This is a genomic window from Mesorhizobium sp. M4B.F.Ca.ET.214.01.1.1 (assembly GCF_004791545.1).
Classification (GTDB): domain Bacteria; phylum Pseudomonadota; class Alphaproteobacteria; order Rhizobiales; family Rhizobiaceae; genus Mesorhizobium; species Mesorhizobium abyssinicae.
In genome coordinates, this window is the sequence record NZ_SRUX01000024.1 from 25,386 (window position 1) to 50,432 (window position 25,047).

28 protein-coding genes and 1 pseudogene are annotated in these 25,047 nt (G+C 64.6%); 13 read left to right on the plus strand and 16 right to left on the minus strand.

The window, feature by feature from the left end; genetic code table 11:
• The first annotated feature begins 17 nt into the window (after positions 1-17).
• The 9 genes from thiC to EN857_RS31580 all read left to right on the plus strand — a co-directional run bounded on the left by thiC (position 18) and on the right by EN857_RS31580 (position 9,235).
• Positions 18-1,853 (plus strand): phosphomethylpyrimidine synthase ThiC, encoded by a 1,836-nt coding sequence (gene thiC, locus EN857_RS31540; RefSeq protein ID WP_128346606.1) that lies wholly within the window; start codon positions 18-20, stop codon positions 1,851-1,853.
• Positions 1,850-2,899: a glycine oxidase ThiO gene (gene thiO / locus EN857_RS31545; protein WP_128346605.1), complete on the plus strand. Its 1,050-nt coding sequence runs from the start codon at positions 1,850-1,852 to the stop codon at positions 2,897-2,899. Before thiC ends, thiO begins: the two co-directional genes overlap by 4 nt.
• Positions 2,820-3,017: a sulfur carrier protein ThiS gene (gene thiS / locus EN857_RS31550; protein WP_095783628.1), complete on the plus strand. Its 198-nt coding sequence runs from the start codon at positions 2,820-2,822 to the stop codon at positions 3,015-3,017. The genes thiO and thiS overlap by 80 nt, the downstream gene beginning before the upstream one ends.
• A gap of 2 nt (positions 3,018-3,019) precedes the next feature.
• Complete coding sequence (locus EN857_RS31555; RefSeq protein ID WP_128275380.1) at positions 3,020-3,793, plus strand: thiazole synthase; 774 nt, start codon at positions 3,020-3,022, stop codon at positions 3,791-3,793.
• Positions 3,790-4,395, plus strand: a complete 606-nt coding sequence (locus tag EN857_RS31560; protein ID WP_135859618.1) for a thiamine phosphate synthase — start codon at positions 3,790-3,792, stop codon at positions 4,393-4,395. Before EN857_RS31555 ends, EN857_RS31560 begins: the two co-directional genes overlap by 4 nt.
• Complete coding sequence (locus tag EN857_RS31565) at positions 4,386-5,144, plus strand: hydroxymethylpyrimidine/phosphomethylpyrimidine kinase (RefSeq protein ID WP_127393169.1); 759 nt, start codon at positions 4,386-4,388, stop codon at positions 5,142-5,144. Before EN857_RS31560 ends, EN857_RS31565 begins: the two co-directional genes overlap by 10 nt.
• Before the next feature lie 158 nt (positions 5,145-5,302).
• A complete protein-coding gene (locus EN857_RS31570; RefSeq protein WP_127393166.1) occupies positions 5,303-7,864 on the plus strand; it encodes an FAD-dependent oxidoreductase in 2,562 nt (853 codons plus the stop codon).
• A gap of 81 nt (positions 7,865-7,945) precedes the next feature.
• The gene (locus EN857_RS31575; RefSeq protein WP_127393165.1) at positions 7,946-8,791 is read left to right on the plus strand and encodes a DUF1194 domain-containing protein; all 846 of its coding nucleotides are present in this window, start codon (positions 7,946-7,948) and stop codon (positions 8,789-8,791) included.
• 96 nt (positions 8,792-8,887) lie between these two features.
• Positions 8,888-9,235, plus strand: a complete 348-nt coding sequence (locus EN857_RS31580) for a peptidase inhibitor family I36 protein (RefSeq protein WP_127393164.1) — start codon at positions 8,888-8,890, stop codon at positions 9,233-9,235.
• 45 nt (positions 9,236-9,280) lie between these two features.
• Here EN857_RS31580 and EN857_RS31585 read toward each other — a convergent pair whose 3' ends face one another.
• Both EN857_RS31585 and EN857_RS31590 read right to left on the minus strand, forming a co-directional pair.
• Entirely contained in the window at positions 9,281-10,132 is an 852-nt protein-coding gene (locus tag EN857_RS31585) for a TSUP family transporter (RefSeq protein ID WP_127393163.1), read from the minus strand.
• A 45-nt stretch (positions 10,133-10,177) separates the two neighbouring features.
• On the minus strand, positions 10,178-10,321 hold the full coding sequence (locus EN857_RS31590) for a DUF1127 domain-containing protein (protein WP_127393168.1): 144 nt from the start codon (positions 10,319-10,321) through the stop codon (positions 10,178-10,180).
• 280 nt (positions 10,322-10,601) lie between these two features.
• Here EN857_RS31590 and EN857_RS31595 point away from each other — a divergent pair, with 280 nt between their 5' ends.
• Entirely contained in the window at positions 10,602-11,945 is a 1,344-nt protein-coding gene (locus EN857_RS31595; RefSeq protein WP_135859619.1) for a PLP-dependent aminotransferase family protein, read from the plus strand.
• Between the two features lie 10 nt (positions 11,946-11,955).
• Here EN857_RS31595 and EN857_RS31600 read toward each other — a convergent pair whose 3' ends face one another.
• The 3 genes from EN857_RS31600 to EN857_RS31610 all read right to left on the minus strand — a co-directional run bounded on the left by EN857_RS31600 (position 11,956) and on the right by EN857_RS31610 (position 13,913).
• Complete coding sequence (locus tag EN857_RS31600; RefSeq protein WP_348627112.1) at positions 11,956-12,894, minus strand: GlxA family transcriptional regulator; 939 nt, start codon at positions 12,892-12,894, stop codon at positions 11,956-11,958.
• A gap of 341 nt (positions 12,895-13,235) precedes the next feature.
• On the minus strand, positions 13,236-13,529 hold the full coding sequence (locus tag EN857_RS34995) for a hypothetical protein (protein WP_187331318.1): 294 nt from the start codon (positions 13,527-13,529) through the stop codon (positions 13,236-13,238).
• Positions 13,530-13,727: 198 nt separating this feature from the next.
• Positions 13,728-13,913 carry a hypothetical protein gene (locus tag EN857_RS31610; protein ID WP_127284691.1) on the minus strand — a complete coding sequence of 62 codons (186 nt, stop codon included), beginning with the start codon at positions 13,911-13,913 and terminating at the stop codon, positions 13,728-13,730.
• A 208-nt stretch (positions 13,914-14,121) separates the two neighbouring features.
• On the opposite strand from EN857_RS31610, the gene EN857_RS31615 reads away from it, so the two are divergent.
• A complete protein-coding gene (locus EN857_RS31615) occupies positions 14,122-15,021 on the plus strand; it encodes a LysR substrate-binding domain-containing protein (protein WP_127284690.1) in 900 nt (299 codons plus the stop codon).
• A gap of 26 nt (positions 15,022-15,047) precedes the next feature.
• Here the strand turns inward: EN857_RS31615 and EN857_RS31620 are convergent, their stop codons facing one another.
• The 3 genes from EN857_RS31620 to EN857_RS31630 all read right to left on the minus strand — a co-directional run bounded on the left by EN857_RS31620 (position 15,048) and on the right by EN857_RS31630 (position 18,677).
• Positions 15,048-15,995, minus strand: coding sequence for an alpha/beta hydrolase (locus EN857_RS31620; RefSeq protein ID WP_127393459.1), 948 nt, complete (start codon positions 15,993-15,995; stop codon positions 15,048-15,050).
• A gap of 242 nt (positions 15,996-16,237) precedes the next feature.
• The gene (locus EN857_RS31625) at positions 16,238-16,423 is read right to left on the minus strand and encodes a hypothetical protein (RefSeq protein ID WP_127393460.1); all 186 of its coding nucleotides are present in this window, start codon (positions 16,421-16,423) and stop codon (positions 16,238-16,240) included.
• A gap of 184 nt (positions 16,424-16,607) precedes the next feature.
• Entirely contained in the window at positions 16,608-18,677 is a 2,070-nt protein-coding gene (locus EN857_RS31630; protein ID WP_127393461.1) for an ASKHA domain-containing protein, read from the minus strand.
• 71 nt (positions 18,678-18,748) lie between these two features.
• On the opposite strand from EN857_RS31630, the gene EN857_RS31635 reads away from it, so the two are divergent.
• Positions 18,749-19,009, plus strand: coding sequence for a hypothetical protein (locus tag EN857_RS31635; RefSeq protein ID WP_127393462.1), 261 nt, complete (start codon positions 18,749-18,751; stop codon positions 19,007-19,009).
• Between the two features lie 79 nt (positions 19,010-19,088).
• Here EN857_RS31635 and EN857_RS31640 read toward each other — a convergent pair whose 3' ends face one another.
• The 7 genes from EN857_RS31640 to EN857_RS31670 form a co-directional block, all read right to left on the minus strand.
• Positions 19,089-20,060, minus strand: coding sequence for a methyltetrahydrofolate cobalamin methyltransferase (locus tag EN857_RS31640; protein WP_127285130.1), 972 nt, complete (start codon positions 20,058-20,060; stop codon positions 19,089-19,091).
• An 80-nt stretch (positions 20,061-20,140) separates the two neighbouring features.
• Entirely contained in the window at positions 20,141-21,232 is a 1,092-nt protein-coding gene (locus EN857_RS31645; RefSeq protein WP_127285131.1) for a methylenetetrahydrofolate reductase, read from the minus strand.
• Entirely contained in the window at positions 21,229-21,828 is a 600-nt protein-coding gene (locus EN857_RS31650) for a methylenetetrahydrofolate reductase C-terminal domain-containing protein (RefSeq protein ID WP_127285132.1), read from the minus strand. Before EN857_RS31650 ends, EN857_RS31645 begins: the two co-directional genes overlap by 4 nt.
• The gene (locus EN857_RS31655; protein ID WP_127285133.1) at positions 21,821-22,123 is read right to left on the minus strand and encodes a virulence factor; all 303 of its coding nucleotides are present in this window, start codon (positions 22,121-22,123) and stop codon (positions 21,821-21,823) included. Before EN857_RS31655 ends, EN857_RS31650 begins: the two co-directional genes overlap by 8 nt.
• A 239-nt stretch (positions 22,124-22,362) precedes the next feature.
• Positions 22,363-23,145, minus strand: coding sequence for a formyl transferase (locus EN857_RS31660; protein ID WP_127311104.1), 783 nt, complete (start codon positions 23,143-23,145; stop codon positions 22,363-22,365).
• A 143-nt stretch (positions 23,146-23,288) separates the two neighbouring features.
• Positions 23,289-23,867 carry a DUF4893 domain-containing protein gene (locus tag EN857_RS31665; protein WP_127393870.1) on the minus strand — a complete coding sequence of 193 codons (579 nt, stop codon included), beginning with the start codon at positions 23,865-23,867 and terminating at the stop codon, positions 23,289-23,291.
• A 25-nt stretch (positions 23,868-23,892) separates the two neighbouring features.
• A complete protein-coding gene (locus EN857_RS31670) occupies positions 23,893-24,522 on the minus strand; it encodes a DUF1638 domain-containing protein (RefSeq protein WP_127393869.1) in 630 nt (209 codons plus the stop codon).
• Between the two features lie 64 nt (positions 24,523-24,586).
• Here EN857_RS31670 and EN857_RS31675 point away from each other — a divergent pair, with 64 nt between their 5' ends.
• A complete protein-coding gene (locus tag EN857_RS31675) occupies positions 24,587-24,727 on the plus strand; it encodes an entericidin A/B family lipoprotein (RefSeq protein WP_127393868.1) in 141 nt (46 codons plus the stop codon).
• An 84-nt stretch (positions 24,728-24,811) separates the two neighbouring features.
• Here the strand turns inward: EN857_RS31675 and EN857_RS31680 are convergent.
• Positions 24,812-25,047 (minus strand): annotated as a pseudogene (locus EN857_RS31680) (cobalamin-binding protein); the annotation flags it as partial.

Sequence of the window (25,047 nt, forward strand, 5' to 3'; positions counted from 1 at the left end):
AGCAAAGGAGCCTCAAGATGAATGCCCTTACCCCCACCGTGTCGACGGGGCCGTTGCCCGCCTCGCGCAAGGTCCACAAGCAAGGCAGCCTCCACCCCCAGATCAAAGTGCCGATGCGCGAGATCTCCGTCCATCCGACGGCCGGCGAGCCGCCCGTTACCGTTTACGATCCATCCGGCGCCTATACCGACCCGGCTGTCGAAACCAACATCGAAAAGGGCCTTGCCCGGCTTCGCCAGGAATGGGTTACAGCACGCGGCGATGTCGAAGCCTATGACGGCCGCCATGTGCGTCCGGAAGACAACGGGTTCGCGACAGGCGAGCGCCTGACGCCGGAATTTCCGATCCGCAATCGTCCGCTGCGGGCGAAAGCCGGCAAGGCGGTGACCCAGCTTGCCTATGCGCGCGCCGGCATCATCACGCCCGAGATGGAGTTCGTCGCGATCCGCGAGAATCTGGGCCGCGAGGCCCTGCGCGGTAAGCTCGAGCGCGACGGAGAAGCCTTCGGCGCGGCAATCCCCGACTTCGTGACGCCAGAATTCGTGCGCGACGAGGTGGCGCGCGGGCGGGCGATCATTCCCGCCAACATCAATCATCCCGAGAGCGAGCCGATGATCATCGGGCGCAATTTCCTGGTCAAGATCAACGCCAATATCGGCAACTCCGCTGTCATCTCGTCGATGGCCGAAGAGGTCGAGAAGATGGTGTGGGCGATCCGCTGGGGCGCCGACACGGTGATGGACCTGTCGACGGGCCGCAACATCCACAACATCCGCGAATGGATCGTGCGCAATGCGCCAGTCCCGATTGGCACGGTGCCGCTTTACCAGGCACTGGAAAAGGTGGGCGGCATCGCCGAGGACCTGACATGGGAGGTGTATCGCGACACGCTGATCGAGCAGGCCGAGCAGGGCGTCGACTATTTCACCATCCACGCCGGCGTGCGGCTGCACTATATCCCGCTGACCGTCGACCGGGTGACCGGGATCGTCTCGCGCGGTGGCTCGATCATGGCCAAATGGTGCCTGCACCATCACCGGGAGAGCTTCCTCTACGAACACTTCGCCGAGATCTGCGACATTTGCCGTGCCTACGACGTGTCCTTCTCGCTCGGCGACGGGCTTCGTCCGGGCTCGATCGCCGACGCCAACGACGCCGCGCAGTTCGCCGAGCTGGAAACGCTAGGCGAGCTGACTCAGATCGCCTGGGCCAAGGACTGCCAGGTGATGATCGAGGGGCCCGGTCATGTGCCGATGCACAAGATCAAGCAGAACATGGACAAGCAGCTCGCCGTCTGCAGCGAGGCGCCGTTCTATACGCTGGGGCCGCTGACGACCGACATCGCGCCGGGCTACGACCACATCACCTCAGGCATAGGTGCTGCCATGATCGGCTGGTTCGGCACGGCCATGCTCTGCTACGTCACGCCGAAGGAACATCTCGGCCTGCCCGACCGCAATGACGTCAAGACCGGCGTGATCACCTATAAGATCGCCGCCCATGCCGCGGATCTCGCCAAGGGCCACCCTGCGGCGAAGGTCAGGGACGATGCCCTTTCCCGCGCGCGGTTCGAGTTCCGCTGGGAAGACCAGTTCAACCTGTCGCTCGACCCCGAAACGGCGCGCTCGTTCCACGACGAGACCTTGCCCAAGGAGGCGCACAAGCTGGCGCATTTCTGCTCGATGTGCGGGCCGAAATTCTGCTCCATGCGCATTTCCCACGACATCCGCGCCGAGGCACAGAAAGAAGGCATGGCGGCGATGGCGGCGAAATACCGTGAGGGCGGCGATCTCTACGTGCCGGCGGACGAGACCGGCGCACCGCTCATACCACAGGGGCGTGAGCCGTCATGAAGGTGCTGGTCAATGGGGCCGGCGTCGCCGGCCTCACCGCCGCCTTCGAACTCGCCACGCGCGGCGCGACGGTGACGGTTGCGGAGACAAGGCACGGCCTTGGCGGCAATGCGTCGTGGTTCGCCGGCGGCATGCTGGCGCCCTGGTGCGAGCGTGAAAGCGCCGAGCAGCCGGTGCTGGATCTCGGACGCGACGCCGCTGACTGGTGGGATGCGGCGACGCCCGGCCAGGTGACGCGGGCCGGAACGCTGGTCGTGGCCGCGCCGCGCGATGCGGGCGAGCTCGACCGCTTCGCCAGCCGCACGACGGGTCACCGGCGTGTCGATGAAGACCAAGTCGCGCGCCTCGAGCCCGACCTCGCCGGCAGCTTCCGTCGTGGACTGCTCTTCCCCGACGAGGCCCACCTCGACCCGCGCGAGGCGATGGCGAAACTTCATGACCGGCTCGCGGCCATGGGCGTCGCATTCCGCTTCGGCGCCGATATCAGGCAGGTTTCCGGTTTCGATCGCCGGATCGACTGCACGGGAATGGCCGCTGTCGACGACAGGCTGCGCGGCGTGCGCGGCGAGATGCTGATCCTGCGTGCGCCCGACGTCTCGCTGTCGCGGCCGGTCCGGCTGCTTCATCCGCGCTTTCCGCTCTACATCGTGCCGCGCGCCGACCACCGTTTCATGATCGGCGCGACGATGATCGAAAGCCAGTCCGGGGGATCGATCACAGCCCGTTCGATCATGGAGTTGCTAAGCTCTGCCTGCGCGCTCCATCCGGCCTTTGGCGAGGCTGAGGTCCTTGAGACCGGCGTCGGCGTTCGCCCGGCCTTTCCAGACAACCTGCCGCGCGTCGAAACGAGCGGCGACACCGTCAGGATCAACGGCCTCTATCGTCATGGCTTTCTTCTGGCGCCCGCCGTGGCACGGCAAGCAGCCGAAATTGTCTTCAGGCAGCACGAACCTGTGGAGTCTACACATGAAACTGATCGTCAACGGCGAAGCGCTCGAGATCACGGCGACAACCCTGGCGGCGCTGCTTGCGGCGCTCGACTATGAGGGCGATTGGCTGGCAACGGCCGTCAACAGCGACCTCGTGCACAAAGCCCATCGGGCGGAATTCCATTTGAGCGACGGTGACCGGATCGAAATCCTCTCGCCCATGCAGGGAGGCTAGCGATGCTGGAGCTTTTCGGGACGACGCTTCCCTCTCGCCTGCTTCTCGGAACGGCGCAATATCCGTCGCCAGCCATCCTTGCCGATGCGGTTAAGGCCTCGGGCACATCGGTGCTGACCGTCTCCTTGCGGCGGGAGATGGCGGGCGGCAAGGCCGGCGAGAAATTCTGGGCGCTGATCAGCACGCTTGGCACGAAAATCCTGCCCAACACCGCCGGCTGCCATTCCGTCAAGGAAGCGGTCACGACCGCGAAGATGGCACGCGAACTGTTCGGCACGAACTGGATCAAGCTGGAAGTGATCGGCAACCACGACACGCTGCAGCCGGATGTGTTCGGCCTGGTCGAGGCGGCGCGCATCCTCAGCGAGGACGGCTTTTCGGTATTCCCCTACACCACCGACGACCTCGTCGTCGCCGAACGGCTGCTTGAGGCGGGCTGCAAGGTCCTGATGCCGTGGTGCGCGCCCATCGGTTCGGCGCTGGGGCCGGTCAACATCCCGGCGCTGCGATCGATGCGCGCACATTTCCCTGGCATCCCGCTGATCGTCGACGCGGGATTGGGCCGGCCATCACATGCCGCGACCGTGATGGAACTCGGCTTCGATGCGGTGCTCCTGAATACGGCGGTCGCCAAGGCTGCCGACCCGGTCGGCATGGCGCGGGCATTCGGCAAGGCGGTGGAAGCCGGCCATGAGGCGTTCCGCTCGGGAATGCTCGAACCGCGCGAGGTCGCGATGCCGTCGACGCCGACATTCGGCAGGGCGGTTTTCGTATGAAGCTCGATCCCTTCTACCTGATCGTCGACAGCGCCGCCTGCATCGAACGGTTGGCGCCCCTCGGCGTCAGGCTGGTTCAGTTGCGCATCAAGGCTATGGACGAGGCCGGACTGCGCGCCGAAATCCGCAAGGCGAAAGCCTTGTGCGCCGAGCACCAATGCCAGCTTATCGTCAACGACCACTGGCGACTGGCGATCGAGGAAGGCTGCGACTTCATCCATCTTGGCCAGGAGGATCTGCAGACCGCAGACCTCTCGGCGATACGCGCAGCCGGTATGAGGCTCGGGCTCAGCACGCATGATCATGCCGAACTGGAAACGGCCATCGCCGCCAAGCCCCACTACATCGCGCTCGGCCCCGTCTATCCCACCATCCTGAAGAAGATGAAATGGGCGCCGCAAGGGCTGGAGCGGATCGGCGAGTGGAAGCGCCGGGTCGCGCCCATCCCCTTGGTCGCCATCGGCGGCCTCAACCCTGACCGGCTCGACGGCGTTCTCGACGCGGGCGCCGACAGCGCCGCGGTTGTGACCGATATCACGTTGAATGCCGATCCCGAGGCGCGCACGCGGGAATGGATCGCAAGGACGGAGCGATGGCGCTGAGGCAAGAACCGCACGTCCTTGTCGTTGCCGGATCCGACTCCAGCGGGGGTGCCGGACTTGCACGCGATATCGAGACGATCTCTTCGCTTGGCGTGCGCACCTGCCTGGCCGTCACCGCGCTGACAGTTCAGACGCACGAAAGCGTGGCGCAAATACACCGCTCATCGCCACGCCTGGTGGCCGACCAGATGCGCGCCGCGCTGCAGGCCAACGAGGTGGTCGCCATCAAGATCGGCATGCTGGCGACTGCCGAGACCGTCGTTGCCGTTGCGGCCGTGCTGCGCGAAAATCCGCGGGTGCCGGCAATACTCGATCCGGTGTTGGCCTCCACCTCAGGCCGGGCGCTGCTGGAAGCTGACGCGGTCGCGGCCATGAAGCATGACCTGATGCCGCTTTGCCGCTTGGTCACGCCCAATCTCATCGAGCTGGCGCTTCTTGTCGCGGCGGAATGCGCTACCGACGAGGATGGCGCGATCAGGCAGGGTCAGGAATTGCTCGGCGCAGGTGCACAGGCCCTGCTGATCAAGGGCGGTCATGCATCGGGACCGCGATCGACCGACATTCTGTTGCGCTCGAACCAAGACCCACTCCGCTTCGACACACCGCGCCTTACAGTATCGATGCGTGGGACGGGATGCATGCTGGCCAGCGCGATCGCCGCGCATCTGGCGAAGGCGAAGCCGCTTGAAGACAGCGTGCGCGAAGGTAAGCAGCTTGTCTTCCAGAAACTCATGGAGCGGTCCGACTGACTCCGGCGCATGGCAAAAATCCTCGCCTGTGGTGTCCGAAGGAAGCATGTTCAGCCGTTAGGGTCGCTCGGTCTTTTCGTAATGTCGCAAACAGGCTTCAATCGCGACACCGCTCCGCCCTATAGTCCGCCCGCTTTACCACTTTGGAGTCACGGGCAATGGCAGGGTTTCCGGAAAAGGCGAAGGTCGTCATCGTCGGGCTGGGCGGGATCGTGGGCGCTTCCATCGCCCATCACCTGATCGAGCGCGGATGGGACGACATTGTCGGCATCGACAAGTCCGGCATCCCGACCGATATCGGCTCGACGGCGCACGCGTCCGACTTCTGCTACACGACCAGCCATGACTTCCTGTCCTGCTGGACAACGCTCTATTCGATCGATTTTTACGAGAAGATGGGCCATTACGCGCGCATTGGCGGCCTCGAAGTCGCGCGCGTCGGCGACGACAGCCGCATGGCGGAGATCAAGCGCAAGATCGCTTCCGCCAAATCCTTCGGCACCCGGGCGCGGCTGATCGAGCCGGCCGAGATCAAGGAAAAGTTTCCGCTGATCGAAGAGAGCATGGTGCAGGGCGGCTTGTGGGATCCGGATGCCGGCCTGGTCATTCCGCGCTCGCAGACGGTCGCCGGCAAGCTCGTCGACCAGGGTGTGGCCTCCGGCAAGCTCCAGTCTTTCGCCAACACCTCGGCCAAGTCGCTGATCGTCGAGAACGGGCGCATCAAGGGCGTGGTGACCGAGCGCGGAACGATCATGGCCGACTATGTGGTCGTCTGCACCGGCATCTGGGGCCGTTTGACCGCGGCGCTGGTCGGCGAGGACCTGCCGGTGATGCCGATCGACCATCCGCTGACCTTCTTCGGCCCCTACAACGAGTTCGCCGGCACCGGCAAGGAGATCGGCTGGCCACTGCTGCGCGACCAGGGCAATTCGGCCTATATGCGTGACACCGGCGACCCGAAGACCGCCGAGGGCGGACAGATCGAGTGGGGCTATTACGAAGAGAACAATCCGCGTCTCTGCCACCCGCGCGACCTGCTCGAAAAGGACCAGGCGCGGCTGTCGCCGTCGCAGCGCGATCTCGACATGGAGCAGATCCTGGCGCCGCTGGAACGCGCCATGGAGCTGACGCCGATCTTGGGCGAGCTCGGCTACAATGAGAGCCATTCCTTCAACGGCCTGCTGCAGGTGACCACCGACGGCGGCCCGTCGATGGGCGAGAGCCAGAAGGTGAGGGGCCTCTGGTACGCCGTCGCCATCTGGGTCAAGGACGGCCCCGGCATGGGCAAGCTGATCGCCGACTGGATGACCGACGGCCGCACCTCGATCGACCATCACGCCATCGACTATGCGCGCTTCTACCCGCACCAGACGAAGGAAGAGTTCATCTGGGAGCGCTGCACCGAGACGGCGATGAAGGTCTACAATCCGGCTGTGCATCCGCGCGAGCCGTTCTCGAAGGGCCGCAACATACGCCGCTCGCCGTTCTGGGAGCGCGAGAAGGAACTCGGCGGCTATTTCATGGAACTCGGCGGCTGGGAGCGCGCCCACGGTTATGCCGCCAACGAGCATCTGCTGGAGAAATACGGCAACCGCGTGCCGGTGCGCCAGGACGAATGGGACAACCGCCATTTCTGGCGCGTCTCCAATGCCGAGCATCTGGCGATGAGCGAGGATTGCGGTATCGTCAACCTGTCGCATTTCTCGATGTATGACGTCGAAGGGCCCGACCATGTCGCGCTGCTCGAATGGCTGTGCGCGGCCAAGATCGGCGGCGACAACAACATCGGCAAGGGCATCTACACCCACTTCCTCGACGAGGAAGGCATGGTGCGCGCCGACTTCACCGTCATCCGCATGGCCGACCGCTGCCGTGTGATCGACGGCGCCGACGCCGGTCCGCGCGACTTCCGCTACATGCAGCGCACCGCGCAGGACAAAGGCTTCGACGTCACCGTCACCGACGTGACCGAAAAATACGTCACCATCGGCATCTGGGGCCCGAACGCGCGCACCACTCTGCAGAAGGTGGTCGAGGATCCGAACGGGCTGACGCCGGAGAATTTCCCCTTCGCCGCGATCAAGCCGATCCGGATCGGCGGCAAGGATGTGACGGCGTTCCGCATCTCCTATGTCGGCGAGCAGGGCTGGGAATTGCACATGCGCTACGAGGATGGCCTGGCCGTCTGGGACGCGCTGCGCTCGACCGGCGTCATGCCGTTCGGCGTCGAGACCTATGCCAACACGCGCCGCATGGAAAAGAGCCTGCGGCTGCAGAACGCCGACCTGCTGACCGAGTACAATCTGCTCGAGGCCGACCTTGCACGTCCGAAGGTCAAGGAGAACGATTTCTGCGGCAAGGCCAAGCATGTGGAGTATCGCGCCCGCGAGCATCAGCCGGCGATGCTGTGCACGCTGGTGATGACCGACAACATCGATGCGAACGGCGTCGCGCGCTATCCGGTCGGCACCATGCCGGTGCTGGACCCCGCGACCGGCGAGACGCTGGTCGACGAACTCGGCCGCCGCTCCTTCACCACCTCGGTCGCCTACGGCCCGACCATCGGCAAGAACATCGCGCTTGCCTATCTGCCCTGGGCCTACGCCCAGGAAGGGCGCAAGCTGCAGGTCGAGTATTTCGGCGAGACCTATCCGGTCGAGGTTGCCGGCGTCGGCTACAAGCCGCTCTACGATCCGGAGAGTCTGAAGCCGCGAAGCTGAGTTCTTTCTAGCGCACGAGAAGCCCGGCTCCCGCCGGGCTTTTCGCTTTGTCCGGCCGCGATTCTCGCTTACCGTCGCGGCATGTCTGCTTTTGCCAGTGCAAGACATCTCCTTCCGTTCGGCGCCGCGCTGGCGTCGGCGCTTTGCGCGACGCCCGCATCCTCCGCGGAACCCGTCGACATCGAGCTGGTGCTTGCCGTCGACGTCTCGCTGTCGATGTCGCCTGAAGAGCTCGAGATCCAGCGCCATGGCTACGCGGCGGCGCTGACGCACGATCTGGTGCTGCGAGCCATTGCCGACGGCGCCTATGGCAAGATCGCCGTCACCTACGTCGAATGGGCGGGCAGCAACTGGCAGCGGGTCATCGTGCCGTGGACGGCGATCGCCAACCGGGCCGATGCCGAGCGCGTGGTCGAGCAGCTCAACGCCCACCCGCCGGACAGCGCCAGGCGCACCTCGATTTCCGGCGCGCTGGAATTCGGCAGCGATCTTTTCGCCGAAAGCGGCTTTCAGGGCGTCAAGCGCGTCATCGACATTTCCGGCGACGGGCCCAACAACCAGGGCGCGCCCGTCAACCTCGCGCGCGATATCGTGGTGAGCCAGGGCATCACCATCAACGGGCTGCCGTTGATGACGCGCGGCGGCTTCACCGGCGCCTACGACGTCAATGATCTCGACCGCTACTACAGCGACTGCGTCATCGGTGGTCCCGGCGCCTTCATGATCCCGGTCAACGACTGGACGCAGTTTCCGGAAGCGATCCGCCGCAAGCTGGTGCTGGAGCTTGCAGGTCCCGGTTCGCCGCAATGGGCGGCCGATGAGGCAGCCCATCCGCCGATGGTGCTCGCCCAGGACAAGCCGATCGTGGATTGTCAGGTCGGCGAGAAAATGTGGCGCGACCGCAGCTGGATGTTCGACAGCCGCTAGTTGTCATGCCCCGGCTTGCCTGTCCGGTGCCGGCCATGCAAAGTCGTCGCGCCGTGCCGATCATACGGCTTCCATGCGCAAACGAGGAGACGTCCCATGAAATCTGTCGCAATCCTGATGGCGGCCGCATCGGTGTTTTGCGCCGGCAGCGCCAGTGCTCAGTATTACGGCGATGCGGGCTGCGTCATGTTCGAGCACTCGAATTTTCGCGGCCGCGCGCTGGAATTGGGGGCGGACGATTCGGTGAGCTTTCGTGGCGGCCAGTTCTGGAACGATCGCGTCTCCTCGGTGATCGTGAGCCGCGGCTGCACCCTCGTCGCCTATTCGGATACGAGGATGCGAGGCCGGTCGATCGAGCTCAATCGCAGGGTCCGCGATTTCAGCAATACCGGCTGGAACGATCGCATCTCATCAGCCGAATGCTATTGCGGCGAGCGGTATTGAGCCGGCCGTGATCTGAGCCAAGACTGCCCGACGTCAAGCGGAGATTCAAGACTCCGACCGGGCCTTTGCACCCGGCGCTGGGACTGCCGCCTGCATGCGCTCGTTCTGGTCGGTCTGCTGTTCCGCGGGCGTCGCTGCCGCAAGCGCTCGCGGTCCGCCGAGCTGGGCAATGCCCTGGACCAGGCAGGTGGCGGCGGTGGCGACGATCAGCCACCGGCTCCAGCGCGTGAAATGCGCGTCGCTGATGGCATCGAGGGCGCGCCGCGAAAGCTGCGTCCCGATTGCCGCCAGCGCGATAGCCAGCGCCACCGCCGTCGGCGCCAGGACGTCGGTGCCGGTGACCAGCAACTGTCCGAAATAGACGACCTTGAGGAAGTGCCCAAGCGCCTGGATGGCGGCCTTGGTCGCCACGGTCTGCCGGCGGTCTAGTCCGGTGCGTATGAAGAAGACGTCGAGGATCGGCCCCGAGACCCCGGCGGTGAGCTGCAGCGTCGTGCAGAGGAAGCCGCAGCAGACGCCGTGGCCGCCGCGGCGGATGTCGGGCGCGATGGCGCGCGGCACGGACAGCCCGGGAAAGGAGAGCAGCGCCAGCGTGATCAGCGCGACCGGCTTGCTCGGCACCAGCTCGATCGCCGCCAGCAACAGGGCGGCGGCGAGTGCGCCTACGGCATAGAAGGCAGCGATGCGCCACCGGATCGCGCTCCACCAGAGCCAGGCCCGCCAGCTGTTGGCGGTGAGCTGGGTGAGGCCGTGCAGCACCATCGCCACCGTCAACGGCATGATCGCCATCAGCACCACGATCAGGATCATGCCGCCGGCCATGCCGAAGATGCCGGAAATAAACGACGTGGCGAGCACGGCGGCGGCAAGCTCGGCGGCAAAAAGCAAGGTGATCATGGCGACCTCGCGGGTTCTCGAACGGTTGGTCGAACGTCGCGCCTCCTAGCGGCCCTCGCGCACGGCGAACGCGATCTCGCCGCGCGCCAGACCGATATCGGTCAGCAGGTGATCGTCGAGTTGCCGCAGCGCGCGCATTGCCTTGCGCGCTCGCATCTCCTTACGGATTGCACCGAAGCCATGCCGCATCGAGTGCGCGAGCCGGTGCTGCGGATGGTGATTGGTGGTGGCCTGAACGATCGAGGTCATCTCTGTCTCCTTTGCTGTCGGCGCCGCCGTTCGGGCGAGCGCGGGGGTTGCGCGTGCGCTAGCACGACGCTGATTGACCGCTGTCCGGCCGGTTCATCCGGGTTTTTCGGCTGCACCTGTCCTCGAGCTGGCTCGACCTCGGTGCAATGTTTGCCTTGCGACCTAGGAAATCGCATGCTAATTGCCTCGGTGCAATCGAAACATTGCTCTCGGTGCAATTATGTCGGCAAACGAATACCTGAAGCTCGCGGATGACGTCGCCCTGGAGATCGCAGAGGGCCGCCTGAGGCCCGGCGAGCGGCTGCCGCCGCAGCGCAGCTTCGCCTACCAGCGCGGCATCGCGGCATCGACCGCGACCCGCGTCTATGCCGAGCTATTGAGGCGCGGCCTGGTCGTCGGTGAGGTCGGTCGCGGCACCTATGTGTCGGGGCAATCGCGCCGGGGTGCCGCGGCGACCACGGATCCCGGCGATCCGCGCATCGACCTGGAGTTCAATTTCCCAATTCTACCGGGGCAGGCGCAACTGATGTCGCAGAGCCTTGCCGGACTTGGCGATACGGACGCAATGCAGATTGCACTGAGGCCGGCGACCAGCGGCGGCACGCCGGCGGCGCGAGAGCTAAGCGCCCGTTTCCTCGCCCGCGGCGGCTGGTCGCCCCGGCCCGATGGGCTCGCCTTCACTGGCGGCGGCCGTCAAGCGATCGCCACCGCGATCGCCACCCTGGTTCCGACCGGTGCGCGCTGCGGCGTCGAGGCGGTGACCTATCCGCTGGTCAAGGGCATCGCGGCGCGGCTCGGCGTCAATCTGGTGCCGCTCGCCATGGATGAGAACGGGGTGCGCCCGGACGCCGTCGAGAAGGCGCATCGCGAGGCGCGGCTGTCCGCGCTGTACGTGCAGCCCGTGCTGCACAACCCGCTCGGCATCACCATGCCCGCCGCTCGCCGCGAAGACCTGGCCCGGCTCGCGGAAAGCCTCGACCTGGTGATGATCGAGGACGCGGTCTACGGCTTCCTCGCCGACGAGGCGCCGCTGGCGGCGCTGGCGCCTGACCATTGCGTGGTGCTGGACAGCCTGTCGAAGCGCGTCGCGCCGGGGCTGACGCTGGGCTTCGTCAGTGCGCCGCCGCGGCTCAGGGAAAGCGTCATGGCTTGCATCCGTTCCGGCGGCTGGGGGGCAGGGGGCTTCGCCTTCAACGCCGCGCAGCGGCTGATCGCCGACGGCGTTGTCGGCGAACTCGTCGCAGCCAAGCGCGAGGATGCCAGCCGTCGCCAGCGTCTCGCCGCCGACTGCCTTTCAGGGTTCGAGGTGCAGGCTGACCCGCGTTCCTACCATTTGTGGCTCACTTTGCCGGAACACTGGCGCTCGCAGGCTTTCGTCGCCGTCGCCGCGAGGCGCGGCATCGCGATCACGCCGTCGAGCGCCTTCGCCGTCGGCCCCGGACACGCGCCGAATGCCGTTCGGCTGGCGCTTGCGGCGCCGCCGATCGAGCGGCTCGAGGAGGCCTTGCGCACCTTGGCAGGCATGCTGCACGCGAGCGAGCAGGACTTCGCCTTCGTGGAATGACCGCTCCGCCTCAGGCCGCCAGCAGCTGCTTGCGGTCGACGCGTTCCTGCTGCGGCGAGCGGGCATAGAGCTCGCGGTAGCATTTGGAGAAATGCGAGGCGGAGACGAAGCCGCAGGCCACCGCCACCTCGACCACCGGCATCGACGACTGGATCAAGAGATGGCGGGCGCGGTCGAGCCGGATCTCCAGGTAGTAGCGGGCGGGCGAACGGCCCATCTCGGTGCGGAACAGGCGCTCGATCTGTCGGCGCGAGAGATCGACATGGTCGGCGATCTCGATCAGCGACAGCGGCTCGGAGAGGTTCGCTTCCATCAGTTCGATGATGGTCAGAACCTTGGAATTCTGCACGCCAAGACGGGCGCGCAGCGGCAGGCGCTGGCGGTCGGTCGGGCTGCGCACACGGTCGGTCAGCACCTGCTCGCAGACGCGGTTGACGAGGCTCTCGTCGAAATCGTCGCCGATCAGCTTCAGCATCATGTCGAGCGCGGCGGTGCCGCCGGCGCAGGTGTAGATGTTCTGGTCGATCTCGAACAGGTCGGCAAAGACGTTGGCCTTGGGGAAGGCTTCGGAAAAGCCGGGCAGATTCTCCCAATGGATGGCGCAGCGCTTGTTGGACAACAGGCCGGCGGCGGCAAGGATATGCGCGCCGGTGCACAGCCCGCCGACGGCGACGCCACGATTGTATTCCTCGCGCAGCCAGGCGAAGGCCGACTTGTTCTGGTAGCGCTCCACATTGACGCCGCTGCAGACGATGGCCATGTTCGGCCGGTCCGGTCCGGCCATCTTCCTGCGCTCCTCCTCAAGCGAGGTGTTGACGGCGCATTCGACGCCGTTCGAGGCGCGCACCGGCTTGCCGTCGATACTCGCCAGGCGCCAGCTATAGGCCTCGTAGCCAAGCATGCGGTTGGCCGAGCGCAACGGATCGAGCGCCGTCGCGAAGGCGATCATGGTGAAGTCGGGGACGAGGAAAAATACAAACGATCTCTTGATCGGGTGCTTTACGGCATTCACGGGAAACCTCACGCGGCCATGACGCGAACAGGATGTCGCGAATAGCATAGCGACATCAGGAAAAACCATTCCTGTCAATCGCCTAGAGAGGTTTGGGACAATTAAATTTGCGACATGGGTCGCAAATGGGCAATCGCCTGGGGAATAGGCCCCGATGTGCTACCGGAGCGGGCAGAACGGCCCCTGGGCAAAAGAAACGCCGCTTCGGTCTTGCCGAAGCGGCGGGGAGGTCAACTTCACAGCGTCGGCTGGGAGGCGCCGCGCCTAAAGTCTCAATATCAGGCGACGAAACCGAGGCGTGCGGCGGCCAGGGCGCCGGTCTGGCCGGGCATGGTCTTGGAAAGGCGCTGGCGCTCGAGCGCGGTCGTCAGGTTCATTTCGCGGCGGTGGAACAGGCGGGCAAGAAGCTTCATAATCATCTCCATTCGGTTGCTCAGACGGGTCGCCTTCGCGTGATGGAGTGGGGCAGCTCGTTTGCTGGCGTTGATATAGGCTTGTGCGAACGAAAACGAAATCGCAAAAGCGAAGCGCTTGTTATGAAAAGCGACACCAATTGCGACATTTTTGGGCAATGTGCCCAGGATTTACGATTGTTTACAACGCGTTAAATCGAAAAAGCAGCGTTATGCGATTGGTTCATATGCGTCATGCAGCCGTAGCATGGCTCGGAAAAATCATTTGAATGCAAACAAAACAGGCGGTTGGACAAAATAGAGAGGCCTGCCGGGCTGGGTCCGCCGGGCAGGCCTTCAGGTTTTGATACACACGATTTACTTTGCTCCAGCCCAGGATCCCACACCGTGGCGAGCACCGGTCCTGGCATCGGCGGCTTCCGGCCAGCCGATATCCTTCTGCAGTTCGATCGGCAGCGCATGGATGGCGCGTTCGGTCTGGTAACGGGCGCGGGCCGCGGTGAATTCGGTCGCAAGCCGGCCGATGGAGGAAAGGATGGACATTTCATTCTCCTTTGCGTTGGGCCGGGAGTTGCCCGGCGGCAGTCTGTTTCAGCTTCATTTCTGTCGAATGCAGGTCCGTGCCGGGGTCGTTTGATGGCTGCTTGTGGCAACAGCCTGCTTCGATGGAGTTGACTATCCTACCAAACTGATGTTCAATCAAACGAAATGGAATGATCGTTCGCATCAGAAAAATTGAAGGCTGACCCCGATGAACGCCCCACTCAATCATCCGCTGCCGCTGCTCGATCTCGATGTCCTGCGCACCTTCGTGGCAATTGCCGAAACCGGCAGCTTCACCACGGCCGCCACCGCCGTCTTCCGTACGCCGTCGGCCGTCTCCATGCAGATCAAGAAGCTGGAGGACATCCTCGGCCGCTCCGTCTTCGCGCGCGACGCGCGCTCGGTGACGCTGACGACTGACGGCGAGATGCTGCTCGGCTATGCCCGCCGGCTGTTGTCGATCAACCGCGAGGTGGTGTCGAAGTTCATCATCCCCGACATTGTCGGCGTGGTGCGGCTGGGCTCTCCGGACGACTACGGCGAACGCGTGCTGCCGCATGTCCTGAAGCGCTTCGCACAGTCGCATCCCTCGATCGCCGTCGACGTCACCATCGACCAGAGCATCAATCTGCGCCGGCGCATGGACGACCGGGCGCTCGACATCACTCTGCTCACCAACTCCTACAAGACCAGCGCGCTCGGCGCCGAGGTGCTGTTGACCGAACCGATCGTCTGGGCCGGCGCCAAGGGCGGCTGCGCGCATTTGCGCGAGCCGCTGCCGGTGTCGCTGTGGGAGGAGGGCTGCGTGTGGCGGGCCGGCGCCCTCGAGGCGCTCGGCCGCGAGGGCCGCAACTACCGCGTCGCCTATATGAGCGCGCACACGGCCGGCCAGCGCGCCGCCATTATGGCCGACCTCGCGGTCGCGCCGCTGCCGCGATCGTTCCTCGGCGACGAGATGGTCGCGCTTAGCCCGAAGGACGGCATGCCCGATATCGGCACTTACAACCTGGCCATGGTGGTGACGCCGGACGCCAGTGCGCCGGTGAAGGCGGTCGCGGACCATATCCGCGCTACTTTCGAAGTGTTCAAGGAAACCGGCAAGTTCTGAGCTTGGCTGGCAAGTCCGGCTAAGGGTCAGGTCGCGGCGTGACCCTCAAGCGACCAGCCACGAGCCTTGACCGGCCGCGTTCTGGTTTCCCCAGTCAGGAAGGCAACGATGCTGTTGCGCGCGCGCCGCGTCTCCGGCATCTCGATCAGCGGCCAGACGTGGAACATGCCTTCCTCGTAGACGACCTCCACCTCGACGCCGGCGGCCCGCGCCTTCTCGGCGAAGATCAGGTTGTCGGGGGTGAGCAGGTCGTGCGAGCCGGTCAATAGCAGCGTCTTCGGCAATACCGAAAGGTCGCCGTAGAGCGGGCTGATGTGCCAGTCCGCGCGATCGATGCCGGCACTGTAGAGCCGGATCGCCTCCAGCCCGCCGGCGATGCCAAGCCACGGATCGTTGCGCTCGGCCTCGAACACTTCGGGGTTGGAGAGCGACATGTCGAGTCCGGGCGAAATCAGGACGTGGTGCGAGGGGAGCGGCAAGGCGTCCTCGGCCGCCATCATGGTCAGCACCACGGCCATGTTGCCGCCGGCGGAATCGCCCATGAAGACGATGTCCGCGGCTTCCGTATCCTCGAGCATCTGCCGGTAGACCTTGCCGACCATGCCGAACATGGCGTGGAAGTCGTGCTCGGGCGCGATCGGGTAGATCGGCACGGTGATGCCGAAGCCCAGCCGCTCGGCCATCTCGGCGATCAGGCCCCAATGGTAGGAGGTGATCTGGAAGACAAAGGCGCCGCCATGCAGATAGAGCATGCGCTTGCGCTCGCCGGTCCTTGGCGCGATCTCATAAACGGGAAAGCCGTTCACCATGCGCTCGGCGATATCGAAGCGGGTGCGCAGCGAGGCTGGCGGATGGTGATCCTCGGTCTTGCGCGCATAGGCGATCCAGCGCTGCAGGTTTTCCGGACTGGAAAAGGCCTGCTTGCGGCTATGCCTGAGGACAAAAGAAACGACGTGACTTTTGAAGCTGGGCATGCGGATACACGAACTTCGGCGGAGCCGACTAAGAGAATTCCCCTCTAATCCGAAGATCGTGTCTTGGGCGGAAATGTCAAGATTTGCGCCGGGTGCAACACGCTTGTGTGATCCTGCCGTGCCGCTGCGTCCAGTCTAGCGGCGCGGCAGCAAGGCGACGCGCAGTTTGTTGTCGCCGGCAGCCGGAGCCGCATCACGGCCCCGGCGCTTGGCCAGCAGCTTGCATTTGTCGGCGAACGTCATCAGCGCGCCGAGCCCAGGAGCAATTGGGAAAGCACGGCCTGCGGATCATTCGGCGGCGACGCCGGCCAGCCGATATCCTTCTGGATGTCGACGGGCAGACTGTTCAGGGCCCGGATCGACTTGTTCCTGCTGTGCGCAAGCTTGATGGCCACCCCATAGCGGCCGAGGCTTTCGAACATCGACATGGTGTTTCCTCCGGAAGCGGCGGCGGGAAGACATTTCCGGCCGGCCGTTCGACGGGTGCCTAAATGCGCCCGGCGTGTTTCCAGCGGATTTCACGAAAACAGCGTTTCGGTTTCCGGATAGGGCGATCCGGAAACATTTGCATGCAAATGAAAATGGGAGACTTTGGGAGGCGGCGAGAGGCTGCTATTCCCGGCCGCGCCTTGCCGCATGGCCCTCGCGCGAGCGCCGGCGCGGCGTGGCGTCGCCGGCAACACCGTCCTCGCTGACCGTCTTGCGCGGCGGCAATTTCACCGCAGCCGAAAGCTTGGGGAACGGATCGACCTTGTTCGGCAGCGCCATGGCGTAGACGAAGTGCTCCTGGAATTTCGGCTCAAGCGCGGTCTCGATCTTCTCGATGCGGCTTACCGTCTCCTCGATCTCGCGGCGGTAGCCGCGATTGAGCAGAGCCATGCGGGCACCGGCGCCGGCGGCGTTGCCGACTGCCGAGACCTTGTCGAGATCGCAGTCCGGGATCAGGCCCAGCACCATGGCGTATTTCGGATCGATGAAGGAGCCGAAGGCGCCGGCGAAATGGATGCGGTCGACATGCTCGGTGTTCTGCTTTTCCATCAGTAGCTTGGTGCCGGCGTAAAGGGCTGCCTTGGCGAGCTGAATGGCGCGCACGTCGTTCTGGGTGATGGTGATCCTGGGTTCGCCGTCCTTCAGCACATAGGAGAAAGTGCGGCCATTGGCGACGACGCGCGGCGAACGCGCGGCGAGCGAGCCGTCGACCACGCCGTCCTCGGAGATGATGCCGGCAAGGTACATCTCCGCCACTATCTCGATGATGCCGGAGCCGCAGATGCCGGTGACGCCGGTCGCCTGCACGCTTTCGAGGAAGCCCGGCTCGTCGGACCAAAGCTCCGAGCCGATGACGCGGTATTTCGGCTCCAGCGTCTCGGGATCGATGCGCACGCGCTCGATCGCGCCGGGCGCCGCCCGTTGGCCGCCAGAAATCTCCGCGCCTTCGAAAGCGGGGCCGGTCGGCGAGGAGGCCGCCACCACCCGCGTCGAGTTGCCGAGCACGATCTCGGCATTGGTGCCGACGTCGACGATCAGCATCATCTCGTCCTGGCGGTGCGGGCCTTCCGACAGTGTGACGGCCGCAGCGTCGGCGCCGACATGGCCGGCAATGCAGGGCAGCATGTAAAGGCGCGCGCCCTGGTTCAGCTTCAGGCCGATGTCGGAGGCCTTGATGCGCACGGCGCCCGATACGGCGAGCGCGAAGGGAGCGCCGCCAAGCTCCGTCGGATCGATGCCAAGGAAGAGATGGTGCATGATCGGATTACCGACGAAGACGGAATCCAGGATGTCGTTGCGATGGACATTGCCTTCGGCGCAGACCTTGTCGACGAGGCCGGAGACCGCCTCGCGCACGGCGACCGTCATGCCCTCGCGGCCGTCCGGGTTCATCATCACATAGGAGACGCGGCTCATCAGATCCTCGCCGAAGCGGATCTGCGGATTGGACGTGCCCGACGAGGCGGCGACGCGGCCCGACAGCAGCGACACCAGATGCATGGCGATGGTGGTCGAACCGATGTCGCAGGCCAGCCCGTAGGCCTCGTTCTTAAGGCCCGGCCAAAGCGCTATGACGCGCGCGATGTCGCTGTCGGCATCCTTGTGGATGGCGGCGGTGGCCGCCCAGTTGCCTTTGCGCAGGATGCCCTGCACCTGCGGCAGCAGATAGAAGTCGAACTCGAGGCTCTTGAAGCCCCAGTCCTTCATCAGCGCGATCTTCAGCCGATCGAGATCGCCGAGCGGCTTGTGCATGTCGGGCTCTTCGATCTCGACATAGCACATGCGGATCGCGGTATCGCGGGCGATGACCCTGGTGTCGGCGTCCTTGCGGATGGTCTGGGCGTTGATGACCGTATCCTGCGGCACGTCGATGACGAGGTCGCCGAGGATCTGCGCCGAGCAGGACAGGCGCCGCCGCTCGGGCAGACCGCGCACGCGTTCGTAGCGCTCTTCCTTGGCGCCCTTGGCCGAGATGTGGTCATTGGAGGAGGTGATCTTGTGCTTGGCGAAATTGCCTTCCTGCACCTCGATCTGGCAGCGTCCGCAGGTGGCGCGCCCGCCGCACACGCTCTCGACATAGACACCGAGCTGGCGCGCGGCATCGAGCACCGGCGTGCCGACCGGGAACCGGCCGCGCTTGCCGGACGGCATGAACAGCACGAGCGGGTCGGTGATGTTGGTGTGCGAGTTCATGCCTGCATCGGTCTCGGTGATGATTGTCGATGCCGTTTAACGGATCGTTTCACTGTTGGGTGGAGTGTTTGATGGTCCAGAGGCCAATCATGTCCGATCTCCTGCTGTCCGCCATATTCACCGCTTTCACGATGGTGCGGGTGCTGAAGGGCCGCTGGCTGCGCAATCCGCAATATCTGGCGTCCGGCATTGTCGGCGCGATCGTCGCGGCATTGCTGCTGCACGCCTTCTGGCCTGCCGCCGACGATGATTTCATCGTTGGCGGCGTGACCGGCATTTTCGGGTCGTGGGCGGGGATGGCCGTGTTCGACGCGATCCTGGGCCTGGCCTGAGCGCAAAGCAGACTGAACCGACCACACCAAAGGTGCGATCGGTTCAGCGAGGTTTGCGGAAAGGCTCACGATTGCGCGCTTATCCCCTGGCCATCCGGGCTTCACGGCCACCGCGGCGGCGGCCGCCAGCGGCGCCTTCGCCAGGAGCGGTAACCGCCACGGGGGCGGCGACGGCGTGGCCGCCCTCGGCCGGCTTGTAGTCCTTGTAGGTGCGGATCCAGTTGGTGCAGTTCTCGTCGGTGCCGTTGAGCACATTGGCGCCGCGCACCGCTTCCATTTCCTGCGGACGCACCGGGTTCATGATCGCCGAGGTCATGCCGGCGCCGATCACCATCGGGATGAAGGCGGCGTTGATGCCGTGGCGGTGCGGCAGGCCGAACGAAATGTTGGAGAGGCCGCAGGTGGTGTTGACCTTGAGCTCCTCGCGCAGACGACGCAGCAGCGCGAACACCTGGCGGCCGGCATCGCCCAGCGCGCCGATCGGCATCACCAGCGGGTCGACGACGACGTCATGGGCGGGAATGCCGAAATCGGCGCAGCGCTCGACGATCTTCTTGGCGACGGCGAAGCGGACATCCGGGTCCATCGAGATGCCGGTCTCGTCGTTGGAGATGGCGACGACCGGGACATTGTACTTCTTGACCAGCGGCAGGATGGCTTCGAGCTTCTCTTCCTCGCCGGTGACGGAATTGACCAGCGGCCGGCCCTTGGCGACCTTCAGCGCCGCCTCGATGGCGGCGGTGACCGAACTGTCGATCGACAGCGGCAGGTCGACCAGACCCTGGACGATCTCCAGCGTCTGCACCAGCAGCGCCGGCTCGGTGGCGTTAGGGTCGACGGCGGTGACGCCGGCATTGACGTCGAGCATGGTGGCGCCGCACGCGGCCTGCTCCAGCGCATCCTTGATGACGGTCTCGAAGTTGCCGGCCACCATTTCGGCGGCGAGCTTCTTGCGGCCCGTCGGGTTGATGCGCTCGCCGATCACGCAGAAGGGCTGGTCGAAGCCGATGATGATTTCTTTGGTCGCGGACGCGACGATGGTGCGGGTCATGCAATCTCTCCGTCGTGATATAAAGAGTTCTTTATATCGTTATCTGATTTCGTTCAAGCGAATGGTGATCGCCCCGGCTCTCAATGCGCGGTCTTCACCATGTCCACCTGGGTTTCGGTAATCTCGTCATGCAGAATGTGATCGAGCCGGTCGGCGACAAGCTGGTCGTCGCGGCGGATTTCGCGCTTCCAGGGCTGGCGGCCCTTCAGCACGCCCGATTCATCGACGATCTCGGCGACGTACTCCTCCTGGCGATAGGCCATCACATGGACGCCGGCGACGCCTGGGATTTCCTTCACCTCGTTGATGATGTCGATGCAGAGCTGCTTGCCTTCCTTCTTCTGGTCCTGGGCGCCTTCCAGCCGCTTGATGATCGCGTCGGGGATATGGATGCCCGGCACGTTGGAACGGATCCACTTGGCCGTCTTGGCCGAGGCCAGCGGCCCGACGCCGCACAGGACGAAGACCTTTTCGGTGTGGCCGAGGTCACGCGCCTTCTGCATGAAGGTTTTGAACATCGGCACGTCGAAACAGTACTGCGTCTGCACGAACTGGGCGCCGGCGGCGATCTTCTTGCCGAGATGGATGGGGCGGAAGTCGAAGGGCGGGGCGAAGGGATTGACGGCGGCGCCGAGGAAGATCTGGGGCGGCGTCGTCAGCTTGCGGCCCGAAAGGAACTTGCCGTTGTCGCGCATGATGCGGCAGGTCTCGAGCAGCGACATGGAATCGAGGTCGAACACCGGCTTGGCGCCGGGCTGGTCGCCGGCCTGCACACCGTCGCCGGTGAGGCAGAGCATGTTGGCGACGCCCATCGCGGCGCCGCCCAGCACGTCGCCCTGGATGGCGATGCGGTTCTTGTCGCGGCAGGCGATCTGCATGATCGGGGCATAGCCCATGCGGGTGAGCAGCGCGCAGATGCCGACAGAGGACATGTGGCAGTTGGCGCCGGAGGCATCGACGGCGTTGATGGCGTCGACCCAGCCGTCGAAGATCTTGGCGCGGTTGTATACGTCCTCCGGATCGGCGCTGTCCGGCGGGTTGAGCTCGGTGGTCACCGCGAACTCGCCGCGCCTCAGCACGCGCTCCAGACGGCCGCGCGAGGTGTGGCCGGGCAAGGGATCGAGCGGCAGGTGGATGCCGGCCGGGTTCTCGTCGCGCTGGCGGATGGTCATGCGGACGCTCCGGTCTTGGTTGCATTGTCAGCCGGCTGGCGCGCGGCGGCTGCCTGGGCGGTCACGCGCAGCCAGGCGGAGGTTTCACGCAGCGACTGGTCGACCGGCTTCTGCACGTCGAGGATCTTGTCGCCATGCACCATGTTGCGCGAACCTTCCCAGGCCTTGACCCAGACGCAGGGCATGTTGGGCTCGACCTCGCAATTGCCGTTGGCGCGCACGCCGCCGCACGGGCCGTTGCGGAGCTGCTTCGGGCAGTTCATCGGGCAGGACATGCCGGTCGACGACAATACGCACTGGCCGCACATGCGACAGTCGAACATGAAGCCCTTGACGCGCTTCTCGACGAACTTGACCGGAGCCTCGACGCGACCGTAGCCGATGCCTTTCCACAATGGATGCAACAGCAGGAAGATGTCGGCGAAGCGGCTGTAGAACCATTCGAGCAATCGTGAGTGCCGGATAGACCACAATCTCACCGCGAAGGAACGCTGGACGCGCCGCTGCGGCGACACGTCGGCCGGCTTGTAGTCGGATTTCGGCGCTGCCTTCTTGACCAGAGTGGCCTGGGTAACCGCCGGTTGCTGTTCAGACATTTTCTTTTCCGCCCGCCTTGACCAGAGCGACCAGCCGCTCGCGGTCGTATTTCGTGTCGAGCTCGTGGAAGGCCCTTTCGACCTCGGCCTCGAGGTCGTCGCCGACCGGAACCGGGTCGGCCTTGCGCCATTCGGCCAGATAGTCATCGGTGCCGCCAGCGCCGGTGCGCATGGCGCACATGTCGATCGCCTCGGTGAAGCGCAGCGGCAGTTCGCGCTTGGCGTTCTGCCGGCCCTTCCTGACGATGACCTGGGCGGGGATGTCGCGCCAGTAGACGACGATCAGATCGGCCATAAATTTCTCACTCCCGTAGAGCGCCGTGCGTCCTTTTTGGACGCACAAAGGACGCTCTACCACTTTAACTTCGCTGCATCGTGCTTTCCAAAGATCGAGTCCGACTTCGGGCCGATGCAGCAGCTGCGAGCATTGCCGCATGCGCACTGGGGCCGCTTGTTATGGGACGACGCGCGCGCATTCAAAAGCGACGCTATTGGAGGTCGCAAAAAGAAAGGTGAAATAGCGCGGCCGGCCGGCTACCAGATGCGCTTCGTCAAGCCGGTCCAAAGGTAGTACCAGATCGTCGGATGATACCACTGTTTCGAGGGCAGGCCGGGATCGAATGTGGCGAGCTTGCCCGCCAGTGCGTCACCGACCGCTTCGACGCAGATGTCGCGCGAGAATGCCGCCTGCCGCAGCGCGTAGCTTGAGATGGTGTCGCCCGGTTCAGGCTTGCCGCGCGCCTGTCGCAGCACGCCGCCGGTGTCGACGCCGGCATCGACCAGATGCACGGTGCTGCCGAAATTGCCCGCGTCGCCCGAGGCCAGCGCCCAGTAGCCGCCATTCATGCCGCGATATTTGGGGGCGATGCCGGCATGATAGTTAAGCACCGGACAGGCTATCTTCGCCAGCGTCTGCCGCGACAGCAGCCGGCAGCCGGCCAGCAGTACCACACCCGGCTGGAGGTCGGCGATCGCCCGAAGGCACTCCGGCCCATTGGCCGAGGGGATGTCGATGATGGTCTGGCCGGGGCGGGGTTCGGTCTCCAGTTTCTGCTCGGCGATCAATCGTGCCGCATGGCCGGAAAAGAACCGTTTGCCAAGCCGCGTCAGCACCATGGTGCCAAGTTGTCCGATGGCCGAGATCCAGCCCTGGCGCCGAGCCCGGCCGAGAAGCAATTGCTTTTTGGATTCAGGTGTTTCGAGGACGACGCTGACAGGGCCGAGCCGATCGGCGATGGCGTTGACGATCGCCCAGATGTGCGGACCGCCCTCGGTGACGACGACGATCGGTCGTGGATCTGCCATTGGCGCTGCCATGGTTCGTGCCACCCCCTGGGGAACACCTGGTGTCGGAGCGCCCGGCGCGCCCGGATGGGAGCGGCCTGCGCAAACGCGCGGCATGCTAGGCTGGTGGGGTTAATCCTTGGTGACGGCGCGAGACCAAAGGTCTCTGGGTGGAATCAGCGCTTGAATTCCATGATGTCGAGCTTCGATTCGTAGTAGGGCGCCGGGAATTCAATGCGCCATTCGGCGGCGCTGTTGCGGAAGGCATAGCCGACCTGGTCGCTCTGCGGGCCGCTGCCATAAGGTTTGGCCGGATCTTCGTTGACGGTGAACGAGCCGAGATAGATGGCGCGCTTTTCGCTCTCGTCGAAGAAGCGGCCCTTGGTGCGCTGCGAGCCGCTGATCTTTTCCAGTCTCCAGCCGGAGCCGTCATCGCTCACCTTGCAATTGAACCAGCCATAGATGACGAGCGGGCTCAAGCCGCCGGCCTTGATGGTGCGGCATTTCCAGGTGCCGGTCAGGTCCTTTTCGGAAAACGCCACCAGCGGCTTGGCGAGGAGGGTATCCAACTGCTTGACCTCGGCCGGGTCGCCGGCCTTGGCCTCCTCGAGGGCGGCCTTGCGCGTCTCGCCATATTTGTCGAGCCGCGCCTTGTCGGCGGCGGTGATCAGTTTCTGCACCTCGCCATCGGCGTGAGCTGGCAGGGTCAAGCCGACACCCAGGCACACAGACAGAAGCAAAGCCCGAAAACGCATCGATTCCCCCCTCTTGATCAGCAGGTCAGCCGCGTGTGGCGGCCTCGGCCAGTTCCGTCGTCAGATCGCCATAGCCGGTCGAGCGGCGCTCATAGGCCAGGCCGAGCAGCGCCGCTGCCTTCTCCGCAACCCTGTCGAGCTCCGGATCGTCGGTCTGGGCGATATAGACCAGTTTCTGGTAATTGCCGAAATAGTCCTTGATCAGTTCGGGATGCCTGTCGAGGCCAAGCGGCTTCATGAAGAAGGCGTCGAACTGGCGGCATAGGAAATCGGTCATGTAGAACGACATCATGTCGTCGTCGGCGAGCTTCGCGTAGGCGTCCATGCCCTGGTAGAAGGCGAAGCAGTGCGGCCCGGCCATGCGCTCGACGCCGTGCTTCTCGCAGATGCGATCGAGCATGCCGCCGGTGCCGCAGTCGGCATAGCCGACGAAGATGTGCCGGTAGCCCTCGGCCTTGGCCTTTTCGATCGCCTTGTCCATCGCCGGCGGGATGCGGTCCGGATAGAAATGGAACTCCGCCGGCAGGCAGGTCAGGTCGAGATGGTCGAGCCCGAGCTGCTGCTTGACGGCCAGAACTTCGCGCGCAATCATCCCGCAGGCGATGACGAGCAGCCTTTCGCCTTGATCGGGTTGCGCTTTTCGCACGGCACTCATAGAACCAGCCGAACCGATTTGGTTGCGTTATCTTCTTACCTACAGAACGAGGGAGACACCGTCCATGAAACTGTCGCGCCTTGGCCCCATCGCCATTCTTGCCTGCGCGCTGGCCCTTTCGGCCTGCGCCAATACGATCCGCGGTGTCGGCAAGGACGTCAAATCGACCGCCAATGCCGTCGAGGACACCGTCAAGAATCCCTGATCCACGGTCTTCCAGAATCTGGGAACAAAAAAGCCGCGCTGCAAGGCGCGGCTTTTTTCATTGTTCATTGCGAAGCCGCTGGGCTCAAGCCGAAGCCCGCACATTGTGCTTGCGCTTCATGAAGTCCTTGGCGGTCTCGACCGCCACCGCCGCGTCGCGGCAGTAGGCGTCGGCGCCGACCGCCTTGCCGAACTCCTCGTTGAGCGGCGCGCCGCCGACCAGCACGACATAGTCGTCGCGGATGCCCTTTTCCTTCATCGTGTCGATGACGACCTTCATGTAGGGCATGGTGGTGGTGAGCAGCGCCGACATGCCGATGA